General features: G+C 36.4%; 19 protein-coding genes. 9 read left to right on the plus strand and 10 right to left on the minus strand.

Annotation, left to right across the window (positions count from 1 at the left end; all coding sequences use genetic code 11):
- Positions 1-9: 9 nt before the first annotated feature.
- The gene (locus ACTSKG_RS02690; protein ID WP_464756612.1) at positions 10-570 is read left to right on the plus strand and encodes a 5' nucleotidase, NT5C type; all 561 of its coding nucleotides are present in this window, start codon (positions 10-12) and stop codon (positions 568-570) included.
- A gap of 432 nt (positions 571-1002) precedes the next feature.
- Here ACTSKG_RS02690 and ACTSKG_RS02695 read toward each other — a convergent pair whose 3' ends face one another.
- From ACTSKG_RS02695 to ACTSKG_RS02715, 5 genes are read right to left on the minus strand one after another with little or no spacing between them, the layout of a single operon-like run.
- Positions 1003-1683 carry a cyclase family protein gene (locus tag ACTSKG_RS02695; RefSeq protein ID WP_464756613.1) on the minus strand — a complete coding sequence of 227 codons (681 nt, stop codon included), beginning with the start codon at positions 1681-1683 and terminating at the stop codon, positions 1003-1005.
- Between the two features lie 12 nt (positions 1684-1695).
- A complete protein-coding gene (locus tag ACTSKG_RS02700; RefSeq protein ID WP_464756614.1) occupies positions 1696-2739 on the minus strand; it encodes a zinc-dependent alcohol dehydrogenase in 1044 nt (347 codons plus the stop codon).
- The gene (locus tag ACTSKG_RS02705) at positions 2740-3627 is read right to left on the minus strand and encodes a 3-hydroxyacyl-CoA dehydrogenase NAD-binding domain-containing protein (protein WP_464756615.1); all 888 of its coding nucleotides are present in this window, start codon (positions 3625-3627) and stop codon (positions 2740-2742) included.
- A 13-nt stretch (positions 3628-3640) separates the two neighbouring features.
- On the minus strand, positions 3641-4243 hold the full coding sequence (locus ACTSKG_RS02710) for a carboxymuconolactone decarboxylase family protein (protein WP_464756616.1): 603 nt from the start codon (positions 4241-4243) through the stop codon (positions 3641-3643).
- Between the two features lie 57 nt (positions 4244-4300).
- Entirely contained in the window at positions 4301-5635 is a 1335-nt protein-coding gene (locus ACTSKG_RS02715; RefSeq protein ID WP_464756617.1) for a short-chain fatty acid transporter, read from the minus strand.
- Positions 5636-5790: 155 nt separating this feature from the next.
- Between ACTSKG_RS02715 and ACTSKG_RS02720 the strand changes: the two genes are divergently transcribed.
- Positions 5791-6111 (plus strand): DUF3870 domain-containing protein, encoded by a 321-nt coding sequence (locus ACTSKG_RS02720; RefSeq protein WP_464756618.1) that lies wholly within the window; start codon positions 5791-5793, stop codon positions 6109-6111.
- Between the two features lie 76 nt (positions 6112-6187).
- Here ACTSKG_RS02720 and ACTSKG_RS02725 read toward each other — a convergent pair whose 3' ends face one another.
- The 5 genes from ACTSKG_RS02725 to ACTSKG_RS02745 all read right to left on the minus strand — a co-directional run bounded on the left by ACTSKG_RS02725 (position 6188) and on the right by ACTSKG_RS02745 (position 10474).
- Positions 6188-7381 (minus strand): thiolase family protein, encoded by a 1194-nt coding sequence (locus ACTSKG_RS02725; RefSeq protein WP_464756619.1) that lies wholly within the window; start codon positions 7379-7381, stop codon positions 6188-6190.
- Positions 7382-7393: 12 nt separating this feature from the next.
- A complete protein-coding gene (locus tag ACTSKG_RS02730) occupies positions 7394-8029 on the minus strand; it encodes a 3-oxoacid CoA-transferase subunit B (RefSeq protein ID WP_464756620.1) in 636 nt (211 codons plus the stop codon).
- A complete protein-coding gene (locus tag ACTSKG_RS02735; protein WP_464756621.1) occupies positions 8022-8708 on the minus strand; it encodes a CoA transferase subunit A in 687 nt (228 codons plus the stop codon). The genes ACTSKG_RS02730 and ACTSKG_RS02735 overlap by 8 nt, the downstream gene beginning before the upstream one ends.
- Positions 8709-8722: 14 nt before the next feature.
- A complete protein-coding gene (locus ACTSKG_RS02740) occupies positions 8723-9439 on the minus strand; it encodes a carboxymuconolactone decarboxylase family protein (protein ID WP_464756622.1) in 717 nt (238 codons plus the stop codon).
- A 201-nt stretch (positions 9440-9640) separates the two neighbouring features.
- The gene (locus ACTSKG_RS02745) at positions 9641-10474 is read right to left on the minus strand and encodes an alpha/beta fold hydrolase (protein ID WP_464756623.1); all 834 of its coding nucleotides are present in this window, start codon (positions 10472-10474) and stop codon (positions 9641-9643) included.
- Positions 10475-10998: 524 nt separating this feature from the next.
- Here ACTSKG_RS02745 and ACTSKG_RS02750 point away from each other — a divergent pair.
- The 7 genes from ACTSKG_RS02750 to ACTSKG_RS02780 all read left to right on the plus strand — a co-directional run bounded on the left by ACTSKG_RS02750 (position 10999) and on the right by ACTSKG_RS02780 (position 17997).
- A complete protein-coding gene (locus tag ACTSKG_RS02750) occupies positions 10999-12660 on the plus strand; it encodes an alpha-keto acid decarboxylase family protein (RefSeq protein ID WP_464756624.1) in 1662 nt (553 codons plus the stop codon).
- A 258-nt stretch (positions 12661-12918) separates the two neighbouring features.
- Positions 12919-13401 carry a DUF2975 domain-containing protein gene (locus tag ACTSKG_RS02755; RefSeq protein WP_464756625.1) on the plus strand — a complete coding sequence of 161 codons (483 nt, stop codon included), beginning with the start codon at positions 12919-12921 and terminating at the stop codon, positions 13399-13401.
- Positions 13402-13412: 11 nt separating this feature from the next.
- Entirely contained in the window at positions 13413-13628 is a 216-nt protein-coding gene (locus ACTSKG_RS02760; RefSeq protein ID WP_078408826.1) for a helix-turn-helix domain-containing protein, read from the plus strand.
- Positions 13629-13676: 48 nt separating this feature from the next.
- Positions 13677-14924, plus strand: a complete 1248-nt coding sequence (locus tag ACTSKG_RS02765; protein ID WP_464756626.1) for a DUF4153 domain-containing protein — start codon at positions 13677-13679, stop codon at positions 14922-14924.
- Between the two features lie 413 nt (positions 14925-15337).
- Positions 15338-15811, plus strand: a complete 474-nt coding sequence (locus ACTSKG_RS02770) for an RNA polymerase sigma factor (RefSeq protein WP_464756627.1) — start codon at positions 15338-15340, stop codon at positions 15809-15811.
- Between the two features lie 5 nt (positions 15812-15816).
- A complete protein-coding gene (locus ACTSKG_RS02775; RefSeq protein ID WP_464756628.1) occupies positions 15817-16329 on the plus strand; it encodes a hypothetical protein in 513 nt (170 codons plus the stop codon).
- A 435-nt stretch (positions 16330-16764) separates the two neighbouring features.
- Positions 16765-17997, plus strand: a complete 1233-nt coding sequence (locus ACTSKG_RS02780) for a transglycosylase SLT domain-containing protein (protein ID WP_464756629.1) — start codon at positions 16765-16767, stop codon at positions 17995-17997.
- The last annotated feature ends 248 nt before the right edge of the window (positions 17998-18245 follow it).

Raw genomic sequence — 18245 nt, forward strand, 5'->3', positions numbered from 1 at the left:
AGAGCTTACGTGAAATTTGGTTTTGATATTGATGATACGTTAATTAATTTAAGAGAACATGCCTTTCATTTATACAATAAAAAATTAAATCAAAATATAGGATTAGAAGTATTTCGAAGTATTAATACAGTCGAAATCCACGAAGCATTCGGACTTGAAAAAGAAGCTGGTAATGCAATGTGGGTTAACTTAATGGAAGAAATATATTTTACAGATTGTCCAGCATTTGAAGGTGCTATTGAAACTTTGCAGCAATTAAAAAAAGACGGACACGAGATATTTTATATAACATCACGTCCCAAAAAGTATTGTACGCAAACGCGCGAATGGATGAAAGCGCAAGGCTTTCCAGTTCAAGATGATCATTTTTTCTGTGGCATGCAAGACGATGAAAAAATTGCGACTATTAAAGAGCTAGAATTAGATTTTTATTTTGACGATAAACCAGCAGTACTTGAAACTCTAATTGAAATTGCGGCGAAAGTTTATATTATGGACCAGTCGTATAATCAACATGTAGATCTACCACGTATGAAGAAGTGGTCTGAGCTAGAAAAAATCATGTCATAAATGTAGACGCATCTTTACACTATTATAGGCGACAGTTAGTAGCCAGATAGTATGAAGATGCTTTTTTTATTGGCTGAAGGAATCATTAATTCTCTATTCAGAACATCATATTGATTTGTGAAGGTTTTTTGTGCTGAGAAGAAGTCGTTGATGTTGAATATGGAAATTGGTGCAAACTAGTTAAAAAGAGATTGCCAACGAAAAAGACGGTTATGTGAAAAACATTGATCGGGACAGGTGTGAACTATTATCGATTCATCTTCGTACAATCAACGAATAATACAAATGTGTTGATTTAGCAGTTAATAAAAAGGGAAGAGACAAAACTAAATCCAAACAAATACACGGGAAAAAAATGGCAATGAATCCTAGTGAAAAGTACCAGTTTCCAAACAATCTATTCAATGGAAACCTGGTACTCCAACAGGGGAATTATTTAATAAATGCAATAGCTCGAACAGGGGAGGCTGTTGCGTTTTTTAGATTTAGTGGAAGTGCCATGAAAGTAAAATGCTTGTTTAAAGGAAGCTGATGTAGATTGACTAAGTTCTCTACAATATAGATAGGGACGCTTAATAGTTTTAAATGTACTTCTCGCCTCATATTGTCGTGGACGTCGATATTGGCCAAATCCAATCCCACACATTTTACTTGTTTTTCTACGAGCCAATCCCCCGCACAAGGTGCAAAGGCATGTTCTTCATAAAATGCCCCTTCTCCCCATGAAAGTTTGCGAGTACGTGTGATTACAATATCATTAGGTTGAACAGTAATACCTTGGCGTTTTTCGGCTTCTTCCAACATTTCATATGTCACAGCTTGAAAAGGTTCTTTAAAATCGGACACATCTAACAATACAGCATCACCATAGGCTTTAGAAAGATCCATATCAGAGGTAGATTCACCATCTCGGATAAAATGTAACGGTGCATCGATATGCGTACCACTATGATCGGACATTTTAAGCATGCGAGACTCAAAACCTTCACAAGGGGCCACATAGCGATGAGCCGAATTTTCGAAAGTAGATTCCTCTGCAATAGCAATTGGTGGATGTGATGTATATGAGCGAAGTCCATCGTAAATTTCTAAAGATAAATCAATTAGTTTCATGTAAATTCCTCCTTACATTTTAATAACAACTTTACCTGTGGCTTTATTTAATGCACTTTCAAATCCTTCAAGGCAATCTTTAAATGATACTGTTTGTGCAATTAGTTTCTGGAAAGGGTACCGAGCATCTGCTGCAAGCGATAATACGGCTTCATAATTTGATTGGGTAATGCCGTAGCTTCCTTTAATACTGATTTCTCCACGAACGATTTGATCCATTGGAACAGAAAAATTAGCAGGATTAATGCCAACTAAGATGAGTTCGCCACCTCGTTTTAAAATGCTAAGTGCTGTATTTGGAATAGCCGGATGACCAGAACAGTCTATAATAGCATCAAAACCTTTGAACTGTTCATTTGGAATATCCTCTGCATTTTCATAAACCTGAGAAACTCCAATGTCTTTAGCGAGCTGAAGACGATCTTTATCAACAGCAGTGCCTAACATAACCACTTGTGAATTACCAGAGCCTACTAAGATAGCTGCTGCACCTAAGCCAATCGGTCCTGGACCAACTACTAAGATTGACTTTTGAGCAAAGTTTTCTATTTTCAGAATAGCGGTATAGCTAACGGCTAAAGCCTCTGAGATTGCAGCGACCTCATCCGTTACTTCATCCAGGATTGGGATTAGATTTTTATTGTCCACAACCATGTAATCTGCCATTCCACCCGGTTCGCGAAAGCCATAACGTAATGCTTCCGTTGGTGTTTTTATATATTTATAATCATCGAAATCACAGCGATTACTATCACCTGCAAGGCAGAATTCACATTTGCCACAGCTTTTATACGGGTTAATGACCATACGCTGTGGAGGGATTTCGCCTTCAGCCACTGCAACAACTTTACCAGTCACCTCATGCCCTAACACTAGAGGATAGGTTACCCAATCATAGCCTCCATGCCCATCATACATATGTAAATCACTGCCACATATTCCAACAGCATTTACCTTCAATAAGCATTGATTGGGCTTTAATTCTGGTATTTCGTAAGTCTCGAATTTTATATCCTTTTGAGCTGATGAAGCTTTTACAAGTACTTTGTTATGCATTTATTTATCCACCTCTTCATCCTGAACTGAAACAGCCCTAATAATATTTAATAATACATCATCTTTATTGGCTAGATATTGTTTTTTGTCTATTGTAGACCAATCATAAAAACCTTCATTTGTCTTCATGCCAAATCGTTTGTTTTCTATTAGTTGTTCATGTATCGATAATGGTTCGATACCATTTTCAAGAGTAGGATAAACGTATTTCACAATAGCCATATGTGTATCAAGCCCATTAATATCTCGCTGTTCAATAGGGCCAGTATTGGCTAGTCGAATACCTAAACTCCATTTAGCTATGAAATCAAGTTCTTCAGGCGAGACAATGCCATTTTGGACAAGAGACATCGCTTCGCGTGATAGAGCACTTTGGAGTCTATTTGCCACAAATCCTTGAATTTCTTTTTTAAGCAGTACTGGCTTTTTATTTATGAATTGAAGAAAGGTCATCGTTTTTTGGATATGATGTTCATCTGTAAAAGCACTTGGAATAACTTCTACCAAAGGAGTGATATGTGCTGGTGAAAAGAAATGTGTGCCGATCACTCGTTCCTTATGTTTTATGTTTTCTGCAATTGAGCTAATTAAATAACTGGATGTGTTTGTACAAAAGGTAGTAGAAGTAGGGAAGTAATTTTCTATGCTTTCGAATAACTGTTGCTTCGCTTGTAAATTCTCCGTAATTGCCTCGATTATAAAATCTACTTCTTTACACTCCTCAATGGATTCTAAAAAGCGTACTTCTTGAAAATTTTTATCTGCCATTAATTCCTGACGACGTGCTGTATAACCTTCGTATAACGATACCTTGATATGAGCTTCTAAAAAATATTTAGCCAGGGCAGTACCCATAAAGCCTCCACCAATTATGCATACATGCTGCAAATGATTCACCTCCTTAATATTTCAGAACAGCTTGAACACCTACTGCATATATACAAATGGTTCTAACATCCTGCAGTACTTCTTCAGTTGCTCCTAATTGAATGGCGTTCGTCTCATGAATTTCTATGCCTTTTGGGTATTGATCACAAATGTTAATTGCGTATAAAAGCAGTTCCTTTAATAGACGAGAAACGACGCCGTCACGAAGGGAGGTAGTACGTAAATTGCTATACTTTAGTAATGTATCTGGAGCAAAATCCACTAAATACTCAATCCATTTCGGAAGCTGCTCAAACTCCGATTGATAATAGCTTACACAATCCTCTTGAGTCGAGAAAGCGGAAATGTTTTGTGGTTCTATTGTAGATTCTGCTTTTCCTGTTAGTTCAATTGCCGTAGAAATTGCATCGATGCCCGATAACCAGGCTGGGATTCCACGAGAAATAATAGCAGCAGATATTAGTTCAGCAATTTCATTGACCGTATTGCCAGCATCAATAGCTACTTCCGTGAAGTGAAGCATAGCCTGTTCCTCACGACGAGCAGCAAATATACCAACTAATAGTAATGACTTGTCTTTTTTTGATAGATGAGAATCCTTTAGTAAAGAATGCATAACGAAACCTCCATTTAAATGAAAAGAGCCGATGTTATGAAAACAAAGGCCCTTTTTTTAGCCTAGGTAAGACCAAGCTAGTGTAGCGACGATATAAACAATTCCTACATAGAACATAATCATTACTAAGAAGCCCATAATATCTTTTAGTTTTAAACGAGATAGTGCTAAAGCTGGTAAAATCCAGAATGGTTGTACTAGATCATTCCAAGCATTCCCAAGCATAACTGACATCGAAGTCTCTCCAAGTGAGGCTCCCAAAGATTTTGCTGCATCAATCATGAAAGGACCTTGTACAGCCCAGTGACCGCCAGCAGATGGTGCAAAGAAATTAATGAAGAATGAACTGATTAATCCCCAGAAAGGTAGTGAATGCTGAGTAGAAATATCAACGAATACTTTTGCAATTGTATCTACTAAGCCAGAAGCGGCCATGATTGCCATAATACCAGCATAGAATGGGAATTGAAGAATAATCCCAGATACAGTTTTGATACCATCTGATAAATGCTCCGTATATTTTGCAGGAGTACCAAGTAAAATAATCCCTACGAATAAGATGAAAAAGTTAAGAATATTTAAGTCTAATGATTTCCCATTAGAAAAATGTATTACCACGTAAATAAGACCTAAAGCACCGATCACATAAGAAAGGATGCGACTATTGTTTAATTTGTTAGCGAATGTATTTTCTTCTTCTAATACATTTATTTTTAATTTTTTCGTGTCTGAGTGTAAAGCAGGGTCAATTTCTTTCACATTTTTTGGGTCCTTCGGATGAAGCATAGCATTGAATAGTGGTAATGTGATCAATAAGAAAATAGCTGTAATAATCATTGGTAAACTAAAAATAGTTTCAGATAAACCGATAATGCCCATGTTCTCTTCTAAGAAGTGCCCAGGTGTTGAGATTAGAATTGGAATAGAAGCGGAAATTCCTAATCCATAAAATGTGAAACCAGAGTATGCAGCTGCAATAATTAATGGATAATGGACACCTTTAACTTTTAATGCTAATTTTTTTGCGATTATTCCACCGATTACTAGTCCGAATCCCCAGTTCAAGTAACTCCCGATTCCACCTACTAGTGTAGCTACAATAATTGCCGTTTTTGGTGCATGTACCATACTAGCAATCTTATTCAAGAAGCGATCAGTAATTGGTGCTGTTGCTAGTACATAACCCATTGCTAAAATGACAGCCATTTGTGTAGTGAAGGCTAAAAGGTTCCAAAAGCCGTCACCCCATGAAGTTGTTAAATTAAGGAATGAAATATCCTCGATTAAAAGTGCTAAAATAAATGTTAAAATTGTTAAACCAATCGCAAATACGAATGGGTCTGGCAAATACTTTTTCATCACAGACGTGAAGAAATTCGTTAATCTTTCCATTATAAAATCCCCCTAAAATTGTTGAATAAGTAACAATAACTCCCATATAAATTTTGTAATTTGAACAAATTAATCTTAACTTGCATGACAATCGCTAATTTTGAGTTTAACTATGCTAAACTATATCTAGTTTAAATTAACGGAGGTTACTATCTATGCAAAAATTAAATACTTTATTGGTGACTGCGTATGCAAAAGCTCCACAAGGTACGGCAATGTATGAAATCTACAAACACGCAGGAATAGTGCTTGAAATTGATAAACAAACACATAAAATAGTAGATGCCGAATTTACTTTCATAACGGAGTTAGCACAAAAATTCTTTAAACGCATGCTATTAAATTTTGACTTTACAACTGACATCAATATTTTAATCGAACGTATTGAAGACCATTACATGGCTCCTTCAAGTGGAGCAGTTATTGTCGCTTTAAAATCTGCACAGAAAAGATATTTAGAAAAAATAGCTAAATGAGCTTACTAAAATAGTTCTTGATATTAAAGCGTTTACATTTGTTCATAAAAGAAAATTCTCCTAAGAGAACTTTCTTCTATTGTACTTGGCAATTCTCAACGATTGTTGTTATGCCAAGTCCACCGGCGATACATAGTGTAACTAACCCATAACGTTTGCCTGTACGCTCTAATTCATGGATAAGCTTCGTCATTAAAATAGCACCAGTTGCCCCAATGGGATGTCCCATTGCGATAGCCCCACCATTAGGATTTACTTTGCTTTGATCTAAGCCTAGTTCTTCGATAACGGCCAGTGATTGGGAAGCGAAGGCTTCATTTAGTTCAATCACATCGATGTCTTCAATGGAAAGGCCAGCTTGTTTTAATGCTTTTCGTGTTGCTGGAACAGGTCCAATACCCATGATAGAAGGGTCTACACCAGCTGCTGCTTGAGCGATGATTTTAACCTTTGGCTGAAGACCTAGCTCTTCGGCTTTTTCTTTTGACATTACTAGAAGGGCTGCGGCTCCGTCATTACGACCACTAGCGTTAGCCGCAGTTACAGATCCACCCTCACGGAAAACAGGCTTTAAAGTAGCTAGTTTTTCTAAAGGTGTTAATCGTGGATGCTCATCTACCTTAAATATTTCCGTTGTCTTGCGTGTTTTAATCTCATACGGGACAATTTGCTTTTCAAAGTATCCATTTTGTATAGCATTTTCAGTGCGTAATTGACTTTGATAGGCAAATGCATCCTGAGCTTCACGAGAAATGGAGTATTTTTCGGCTAGGTTTTCAGCTGTTTCGCCCATTGTTTTTAGACCATATGATTCTGGCTGAGAGCCGGGTTGACTTTCTGTATTTGGATCTAATATTTGGCTATTACCTACATTTAGCCCGTACCTTGCATTGCGAATATAGTAGGGGGCTGTACTCATTGATTCTGTACCGCCTGCAATAATAACATCGCTTAATCCAAGTGCAATCTGCTGTGCAGCATTATTAATAGATTGTAAGCCAGAACCACATTGACGATGCACCGTGTAACCGGGCACTTCAAGCGGTATATCTGCACGTAATGAAGCAAGGCGAGCAACATTAGACTGATCAGCACTTTGTTTTGCTTGACCTAAAATAACTTCATCCATTTCATTAGGGTCAATTTGAGTGCGAGCGAGTAGTTCTTTTATAACAGCTGCGCCTAAGTAATCAGCAGTCTGATTCATGAGTGAGCCGCCGAGCTTTCCAATTGCAGTACGAACGCTCTCTACAATCACTACTTCTTTCATGGTTATTCCTCCTTATTTCAATGCATGGATAAATGTAGCTTCAGTATTAGCTTCTACTGTTTCTAAATCGACCCCAGGCATTAATTCAACTAAATGTAATTGACCTTCGATGTATTTAAAAACCGCTAAATCCGTAATAATGGTATCTACACTACGTGTGGAGGTAATAGGGTAATTACATTCCTTCAAAATTTTACTTTTTCCATCCTTTGATGTATGGGTCATCGTTACAATGACCTTGCGAGCACCGACTAGTAAATCCATAGCACCGCCTACACCGATAATGTTTTTTCCTGGTACAGCCCAGTTAGCGATACGTGCATTTTCATCTACTTGAAGAACCCCTAGAATTGCTACGTCCACGTGACCACCGCGAATCATTGCGAAGGATGCTGCGCTATCAAAATAAGAGGCACCAATAGCTTCTCCAACTGCAAATTTGCCTGCATTCACGATATTTGGATCAATATCTTCTTCATTTACATCCTCGACACCAAGCATTCCATTTTCAGTGTGGAAGAAAACATGGTTATGCTCAACATAGTTGGCCACAAGTGTTGGAATTCCAATGCCTAAGTTAACAATTTGTCCTTGCTCTAATTCTTGAGCAGCACGCTTGGCGATAGTTTCTTGAATTGGATTAGCCATGTACGATGACACCTTCCTTTGTCAAAATCTTTTTCGCTAAGATGATGCGATCAACGAACAGGTGGGGTGTAGCGATTTCATCACTTTTTAGTTCGCCAACTTCAACAATTTCATCCACTTCGACAATAACTGTTTTAGCAGCGGTTGCCATAAGAGGGTTGAAGTTGCGGGCTGTTTTGTAATACACAAGATTTCCTAATGTGTCAGCTTGATAAGCACGAATAATAGCTACATCTGCCTGTAACGCCTCTTCAAGTACATACTCCTCGCCATTAAACACTTTGGTTTCTTTACCCTTGGATAAATCAGTGCCATAAGACGTTTTCGTATAATACCCTGCAATCCCTGCGCCACCTGCTCGAATGGATTCTGCTAATGTACCTTGTGGCAATAGTTCAATTTCGATTTCACCACGCTGGAAGGCATCACCTACGTCCCGATTTCCAGTGAAATAAGAGCCTACCGCTTTTTTTACTTTCCTTTGTTCTAGTAATTTCCCTAAGCCTTTACCTTGCTCACCAAGGTTATTACTAATAATCGTTAAATCCTTTACATCTAGTTCTACTAAAGTATCAATTAGTGTTAAAGGACCACCTACAAGACCAAAGCCACCGACCATAATTGTTTGACCAGTTTGGACACAATTTAGTGCCTCTTTAGCCGAGTTATAAATTTTCATATTTTTTCACTCCGTTATTTTTGGATAAGTGCGTCACTAATTTCAAACCAGGAAGGGATACCAGCTGTTAAAAGACAAATGTATCCAAGTTCAGCTAAGCGGGGCTCATCTACTCCTTTTTCACGAGTTTTTTTAGCCCAGTAATCTGTTTCTGTATTTTTTAAAACAGTCGTGTAAATGCCTGTCATTAAAATGTATTTCATTTGTTCATCCACTACGTTTGATGCTAGTAATTTATCAGTTAAAGCGTTTTCATTTCCTGACACAAAAAGAGAAAGGAGCTGTTCATAGTAAGCTTTACCATCATCAGTTGAAGCGAATTGTGCATAATAACGTACAATATCTGTAGCTGTTGAATCGTGTGAAATTTTCTCAGATTGGGTGCCAGTTAGTTCAAGTGCATATTCAAAGGATTGAAGACCAATTTGTAATGCTTTTTCTCCACCGTAGTTATAGGCTACAAGTAAATACTCAACTAATTCTTCAAGCGAAGCACCACCATCAATTGTACCTTTTGTGTGATAAACCATGCTTCGTGCATAATGTCGAGCAGAGTTAATACCAACTAGTAAAATATCTTTTTCTTTTACCGAAAGTACTCCTTCAGCCATTGCTGCACCACGTAATGCAGTGTAATGATCTAGCATTGCCGGATTGTAATCATGCATTTTTTGAACCCAACCTGGTACATCATCGTAAACTTTTTTAAAGTAATCTAATCCAGTTGACATATCATATTCGCTCCTTTTTAAATAATAAAAAGGCCACACTACGCCCATAAACACATAACATAAGTGTCATTTGAGAGTAATGAGGCCAACAGTCAAGTGGGGAAAAACAAAGAAAGATCATTTCTCTGTTGCCACCTGATAGGCTTTAAAATTATGATTAACTAATTATTCACATAAAATCCGACAAATTTCAACCTTTTTTTATAATTTTTTTACAAAATCCTTTATTGTAGGGTTTACATCGCTACGTTCCTCGAAAACAAGTGTATAGTGATTACTATCAGTTGTAATTTTATGGATATTTTTTGCGTATTGCTGTGTTTCTATATACGATTCAGCTAAAAATAAAGCTGGCATAGCACCGATACCACCGGTTGAATGTACTAGTAACACTGGACATTCTACCCCAGCAAACACTTCAGCTGGTTTGTAATCATAGAAGCTTTGGAAGTCTTGGCGAATTTTAGTTTCATCCGATTTATTCTCCCAATGACCATCCACTTCTGCTATCTCATAGCGACCAACACTTTCCATATGATCATCCCAAACTACTCCAAGATTGCTATAGATTTTTTTGATTTCTTCCAAATAGGCTTCCGCAGTATCGTAATGTTTACTAATCCGGCCAAGAGAAGGCTCCACAATTTGTCGTTGATGATCTGTGCAGTTGGCAGCACCATCAAGTAAAATAACACCTTTCACGTCCTTGCGTTTACTAGCGACATTTGCCATAATGAATCCACCCATTGAGTAGCCCATTAAAATTGGATTCTGAATGTTTAATGCATCGATTAACGCAATGATATCTTGCGTATGTTGCTCGATACCTGTATTCTCCGGAGCAGCGGAACTTGAGCCACGACCTCGTAAGTCGACAGAAATAAATCGATAATCGTCCTTAAGTAATTCAGCAAAATAATGTAGTTGTTTATTATTTCCTGTTAAGCCATGAACAGCGATAATGACACCTTTTGATCCTTCGTAGTCAGCGTAAGCAAGTGTGCCGCCGTTGACTTCAATTGAACGATACTCCATATGTATCCTCCTTCTGTTTAAAGTCTAAAGTAATTTGTACACCAACTTTCCCACAATGTCAAAATATATTTTTTGTGGTATCAGGTTCCAAAATAAATTAAATTCAACGAGAACCTGGCACCATTCACTATTGAACCATGCTCTTTATATTCAACTAACAGTGGTTCTAGTTGAGGATCAATGAGCTATTTAGACAGCTCTTTTTCTTATTCATATAACGAGGCAAATTAGTTAAATGAAGAGAATTATACATTTGTAAAACCAGTTGTTTTTTTACTATATGAATCAATTTCATAATTCAAATTTAGAGCATAAAATCAGAGGATAGGTTTTATCTAAAATAAAAATTTATAATTTCAGTAACAAGCTGTTTAACATTTGGGACATGTCTAATATGTTAAACGGCTTATTTAATTATTTACCAAACCACTAGTTAAGACTAAAATGATGCGCTAATCGCCAGACATAAAAAGCTATGAGTTGGGAATTTTAATCATTGAAACATTTGAGAGGAGTTTTACACATTGGAAAAAATAACATTAGGCAATTTTTTATGCCGTTGTCTAAGCCAGGCAGGTATTAAAGAGGTTTTTGGTGTAGCTGGAGATTACAACTTTACCATTTTGGATGAATTTGAGAAGCATCCAGAGATTACCTTTATAGGCAATAGGAATGAATTAAATGCCGGTTATTCCGCCGATGCATATGCGCGTTTGAAAGGAATCGCCGCACTAGTTACTACGTTCGGAGTTGGCGAACTCAGTGCCTGTAACGCTTTTGCAGGATCAAATAGCGAAAGTGTCCCTGTTGTTCATATCGTGGGTGCGCCACCAACTCCTTCCCAAAAAGGACATAAGTTTATGCACCACTCTCTGATGGATGGAAATTTCCAGACGTTTCAACAGGTATATGAACCAATTTCCGCCTATACAACCTCCGTTACATTGGAAAACGCATCGGACGAAATCCCGAAAGCCTTAAATATCGCGCAAACAAAAAAGAAGCCTGTATATATAATGATTGCAAATGATTTACTGTCTAAGGAAATAGCAGTCAGCACTGCGGAAATGACGACCGCAGTTACTAGCAAAACGTCTATACAGCAGGCGGTAGCACATGCCAAACAACTTCTAAATCAAAGTAATAATACAGTCCTGCTAGCAGATGTTAAGGTAATGCGTTTTCATCTAGAGAAGCTAGTGCAACAATTGGTTGAAACAATGAATATACCTGTTGCGTCTACTGTTTACGGAAAAGGTTCGTTTGATGAAACACATCCCAATTATATCGGCGTTTACGCAGGGAGTTGTGGAGAGCAATCTGTACAAAATACAGTAGAAAATGCACAATGTGTAATTGCGGTTGGGTTGGTTTGGGCTGATACCAATACGGCAAACTTTACGGCCAAAATGGAATTTACGAAGACGATTCAAATTCAGCCTAACAGCGTAGTAATAGGGGAAGCAATGTATCAGAATATATTGGCAACTGATATGATAAACTCGCTTATGCAATTGAATGCCAAACAAAGTAGCCCGGTCAACCAAGCCATATTTACTTATAGCCAGACACTGGGACAGCCTAACGACGCATTGGTGGCAGCAAACTATTATCCAATGTTTCAACAGTTTATCAAGGACAACGATGTGATTGTTGTGGAAACTGGTACCTTGCAAAACGGGTTTTCACAGGTCAGGCTGCGAAAAAATGTAACGTATGTCACACAAGGTGGCTGGCAATCTATTGGATACGCCACCCCTGCAGCTTTTGGTGCCTGTGTCGCAGCACCAGACCGGAGAGTTCTGCTATTTACGGGAGACGGTTCCCTCCAGGTGACCGCACAGGAAATCAGTACTATGTTGGAACACAATTACAAGCCAATCCTCTTTATATTAAACAATGGACAATATGTTGTTGAAAAGTATCTAAACGTAAACACCTTGAACCAGAAATACAATGTCATTCCCAAATGGGATTATACCAAACTGCCAGCTGCATTTGGCGGGGACGCTTATACTGCTACCGTGAAGACCGTTGAAGAGTTGGATCGAGCAATGAAACAAGCGGAAACGGAATGTCATAACCGGCTGTGCATCATTGAGATCATCCCAGGAAACCCCTTGGATGCGCCGCAGTATTTGGTGGAATCAAGAAAAATACTTGAATCGAAGAAAATGAACCAATAACCTAGGTAAAGGAAGATTAGGTAATTTGTCGAAAAAACTTAGGATTTTCTGTGAAATTTAGGGGAAAAGAAGTAGCTATCTTCAAAAAATTTAATGGTTTAAAGTATAGAGCATTTCTTTGAATAAGAAATGCTTTTTATTTTTGCTTAAAACAAAAACCTACAATAAAAATGTTACTCAAATTAATAAAAATTTATTGTAAAACGATAAATTATGTATTAAAATCAAAATCAGAATAAATGAGTGAGGTGCTTTTTTATGGAAAAAGTAACAACGTTGTTTTTAAAAATAGCTGTTATTTTTTTAGGAGTCCCAGTTCTTGCTCTGTGCATCTTATTGGTGCCGGAGATGGCAAATCTTGCAGCAAAATTGCTTCCAGAGTTTGCTTTTATAAAATATCTCGTTTTCATCGCTTTTGATGCATCGGCGATACCTTTTTACTTTGCTTTGTATCAGGCTTTCAAACTCTTACGCTATATTGACAATAATAAAGCTTTCTCCGACTTATCTGTAAAAGCTTTAAAGAAAATCAAATACTGTGCCAACACAATCAGTATTTTGCATGTGCTAGTTTGGCCGCTCTTCTATATCTTTGCGGAAATAGACGACGCACCAGGAGTTATCTTAGTCGGATTGGTTGTTCCTTTTGCTTCGATGGTTATCGCAGTCTTTGCGGCTGTTCTCCAAAAACTTTTACAAGAAGCAATTAATATCAAATCAGAAAATGATTTAACGGTCTGAGGTGAATAACAATGGCAATTATTATCAATATTGATGTGATGTTAGCAAAAAGGAAAATGAGCGTAACAGAACTTTCGGAGAAGGTTGGAATAACAATGGCAAACCTTTCTATATTGAAAAATGGAAAGGCAAAAGCGGTTCGATTATCCACTTTAGAAGCAATTTGTAAAGCTTTAGAATGTCAGCCTGGAGATATTTTAGAATACAAAAGTGACGAAGACAGTTAAACATTGTGGAGGAAACTTAATATAACAATTATTAGGGGAGGTATAACTATGGACATTAACAATTTAATTATTGAAAATATTGCTAACCATCATGAGCTGGAGAGATTGTATAGAAAAGACCCGAAAGCTTTTAAAAAGTCATTCTCACAAGCATGGGAACAAAATCCTGATTCTCAGGTTCTTGGTGTATGGTATGAAAGATTGCATTTCAAGGAGACGGCAAATTCAGAAAAATCTTCCTTGCTTCAAAAAGGTTTCATATTCATGGGCATTTTAGCCATTCTAGCAGGAATAAGCACCAGGATCATTTTCCATTTTGTCGAACAGGAAGCAATTGCTCCAATTAATCTGGCTTTTGGTATAATTCCCTTTATTGCTACCTATTTTGTTTACAATAATACTCCGAAAAAAAGTGTTATTTATTTTCTTGCAGCGTTGTTTCTAATTTCCGGGTTTTATCTTAATATGCTGCCATTAAATTATAAAGACAGTATTTTCCTTGCTTATTTACACCTTCCCATATTCTTATGGGTATTGGTAGGGCTTGCTTTTACAGGAAATGAATATTCAAAAGGCAGTACAAGATTAGCCTATATTAAATTTAATTTGGAATATTGTATTCTCTATGCCAGCATGGCAGTTAGCGGAATGGTACTAGCAGCATTAACCATGCAGTTATTTAGCTTTGTTGGCTTGGATATAGAAGACTTCTATTTTAGTAATGTCGTTTTATTTGGTGCTGCCGCTCTCGCTATTGTGGCTGTATACCTGGTATCAATGAATCTTAAACTTGCTAAGAATATTACACCATATTTAGCTAAAATTTTTAGTCCTCTTGTTCTGGTCACATTGTTGGTCTATCTTATAACGGTTATATGGGTCGGAAAAAATCCATTCTTGGACCGCAATTTCCTGATAGCCTTCAACGGAATACTCCTTGGTGTATTGGCCGTTACCATATTTTCCATTATCGAGAGCGACTCAGAAGAGAAAAAGAATATTTCAGATTATATAAATTTTGCCTTAATTGTTCTTGCTCTTATCATTGACAGTGTAGCTTTGTCAGCCATATTGTTCAGACTTTCTTCTTATGGGATTACGCCTAATAGACTTGCTGTTTTAGGAGTAAACGTACTTATATGGGCAAATCTAATTTGGATTATGCTCTCCTATATGCGTTTTCTACAAAACAAATCCGGACCATCAACTATCCAAGATGCCGTTACTAAGTATTTGCCGGTCTACGGACTTTGGGCAGCTTTCGTTACATTTACTTTTCCTATAATTTTTAATTAGAAAGGCTCTGTTAATGTAACGAAAAGCCAAACTTCTATAACAAATAAAATCCTTAGGCCGATATTATGCAGCTTTTTATACAGAGTTGCATAGTTTTGGTTTATTTTCATTACTAAAGTTAAAAAGAGGGTATTCAAAATGTCCAGTTTCATAATTTAAGTTGCTTGCTTATAGATTGATAAATACTCATTTTGTTTAAATTTTCAGCACTGTAAGATGTATAAAATACAAAAATAGAAAACACTTCACCTTTAAAAGGAGAGAGGACTTATCTATTACTGATGAGTTCTTTCTCTTTTTTCTATTAATGTTTGTCATAAATGAACAACAAATCTATTTTAATTCTCGGAAAAATTTTTCTGATGCACGAATATACGAAAATGAATCGTATTATGTATGAAAGGAGGGTGGTTATGAAAACGTTCGCCGGCTTACGTGTTCATGAGATTGTTCAAACTTTTAGCGACACCTTAATACGAATTGCTGTGCATCAGACAAAAAATATGTCTGAGGCGGAGGATATTGTTCAAGAGGTCTATATGACACTTATGAGACAGAAAAAGCCCTTCGATAATGAAGTACATTTAAAGGCTTGGCTCATCAAAGTGACTTTTAATAAATGCAAGGATTACTTTAAGTCTTCACGCTTCAAGAAGACGGTACCAATAACAGAAGAGATGACGTTTATTGCAAAAGAGGACCAGTTTGTTCTCCCTGAGATTTTTGAGTTAGATCACCAAGAGAGAGCAATTGTTTACTTACATTATTACGAAGGCTACACTACTGCAGAAATTGCAAATCTATTAGAGATGAAAATAAACACGGTAGGTTCAAAACTGAGAAGGGTACGAATAAAGTTAAAAATTATTTTAGAAGAAGGGAGTTAAGTATGATGAATGCTTATAAGAAAGTGATGAGGCAGATTCATGCTTCCGAAGAATTTAAGAGCAAAATGCTTAAAGAGATGATTGAATATAAACAAGAAAAGAGGGTTAATATGAAAAATATAAGATTATTGGTTGGAAGTTTAGTAGCTTGTACTGTAATTGCTGTAGTTGCTATAACAAATTCAAACAACGATTCAGCGTTAGATTTGACGGAAAGAATTGTGGTGGATAATTCAGGTCCTGCTACAAGTGTAATGCTAAATATCGAAGGAATCATAACAGAAGTTGGAAAAGATGGACTGAGCTTTACGTTGGATAACGGAATGAAAGTAGTGGTTACAGATGAAACAAAATTGGGGATAGATGGTCCAACTGCACCTCCTAAGGAAGAACAGTTATTTGAGCCTACATTTAGAGTGGGCAATTTAATAGGCGGTTTTACGGAAGTTACGTCCGCAGATCCAGTTATTGCAGAAGTAATTTATACTAACTGGAACTTTGAGAATCCTATTCGATAAGGTTCTGTTAAATTTAATATTTTTATACAAAATAAGTAACCTTGGACCGTTCAGATTGAAATAAATGGAATCCTTATTAGCTTTAAGTTTATTTGATAAAATAATGAGAACCACCTAGAACGTTGGTAATACAACGATTTAGGTGGCTTTGCAATTTACCAAACTTTTATTTTGGAATGTTTTATAGTATATCCATTTTGATAATCCGCACCAATCAACAAAAGTTAACATAAAATTGACTCTATAAATGTACAATTTTTACTTGTATAAGGATGTATATATATTTTATTTCTTTCAACAACAAGTCTTATATAGAAACATCCAAATCTCCATGCATATGAAATGTACATGAGAAAGTTCCGGACTATATAAAATATTAATCTATGGTAAAATATACTATAAATATAAAAAATTAAATGATTGGAGAATGAATAAATGAAATCTATCATAATGAAAGCAGGCTTTTTAACTTGCATAATACTTCTGATTTGGACTTATGAAGAAGCTTCCGCTGAATCAACATTTATCTCTAAATGTTCATCATATGGTGAAATTAAGCCAAATCAAAATCCCACTTTTCAGCATATGAACTGCTTACTTACGAATGCGGCTTTAGAAGCAAAAATCCCTCCGGAAGTTGTAAAAGCTGTGGCTTCAAAAGAAAATGGGGCTTGGAAACAATTTGATGAGAATGGCCAACCTATAATCTCAAAAGACAAAGGGATCGGTCTTATGCAAATTACCAATCAACCAAACTATGATCAAGAGAAATTGAAATACGATATCTACTACAATATTCAATCTGGCCTTGAAATACTTAGTAGCATGTATCGTCGTACAGATTTGCCTAAAATAAAAGGGTCTGGACGAGAAATAATCGAAAATTGGTACTTTCCCGTCATGGCTTATAACGGTACAAAGCCTAGTAACAGTCCTCTTTATCAGTCAAGTGGATTAAAGAATTTAGATGCCTATCAAGAAAAAGTTTTTGCTTTTATAGAAAAAGATAGTTACATAAACGATACAAAATTAGGGCAGTTTCCCTTTAATGGAGTTGACTTTGAATATGATCCTAACAGTAGTGAAAATATTATATTCAGAACCATGGAATATACATTAACGGATCAAATGCATACTTCAGCATATCACTTTCAAAAAGGAGACAAAGTATTATTAACAAAAGACACTGTAAAGCTAAGGTCACAACCAAGTACTTCTTCAGTTGCAAAATCTCTATCAAAGAATACTACCTTAATTATAGATGGTAATTTCTTGTTTGATCAGTCTGTGACAAGTATAAACCAATTTGTATGGTATCCAGTTAAAACGGAAGATCATAAGGTAGTAGGTTATATTTCCTCTGCTTACATTACGAATAAGTTGGCTGTACCCACTGTAATAAAAGTTATGTGGGGAAAAACAGAACTAAAATTAGGGCAAATAGGTAAAGTTACTATTCTATCCAATACGAATTTAGTAAAAATGGATAGTAACGGTTCATTGACTACTGTCCGTACTTTGAAAAAAGGCGAAGAATACCGAGTCTATAGTTATAATAGTAATCATGGCGGTTTATATGGTGTGGGTGGGGGAAGTTACATTCAGAAGTCCTCAAATATAAAATACGAAACACCATCTAAAAGCAAGTTAGCATTACTTGCACAATAACCAAAATACCAGCAGATAATCTAACTTCAGGAGACTTGAATACTGGATTTGCAAATTACCTGATATGAAAATTGTCTATCCAAACGGTTGAATATTCACCTGTACTGTTCTAATTGGAAAGATGAATTATAGGACGATTATATGGGAATAAATACTATTTTTGCATAGGGAAAGGCAATTCAAACCATTGTAAAAGCAACTATTAAAAATGTTGAAATACAAAAAAAAATTAAGAAAGTCCTACTCAC

The organism is Psychrobacillus syltrankelensis (genome assembly GCF_055454035.1).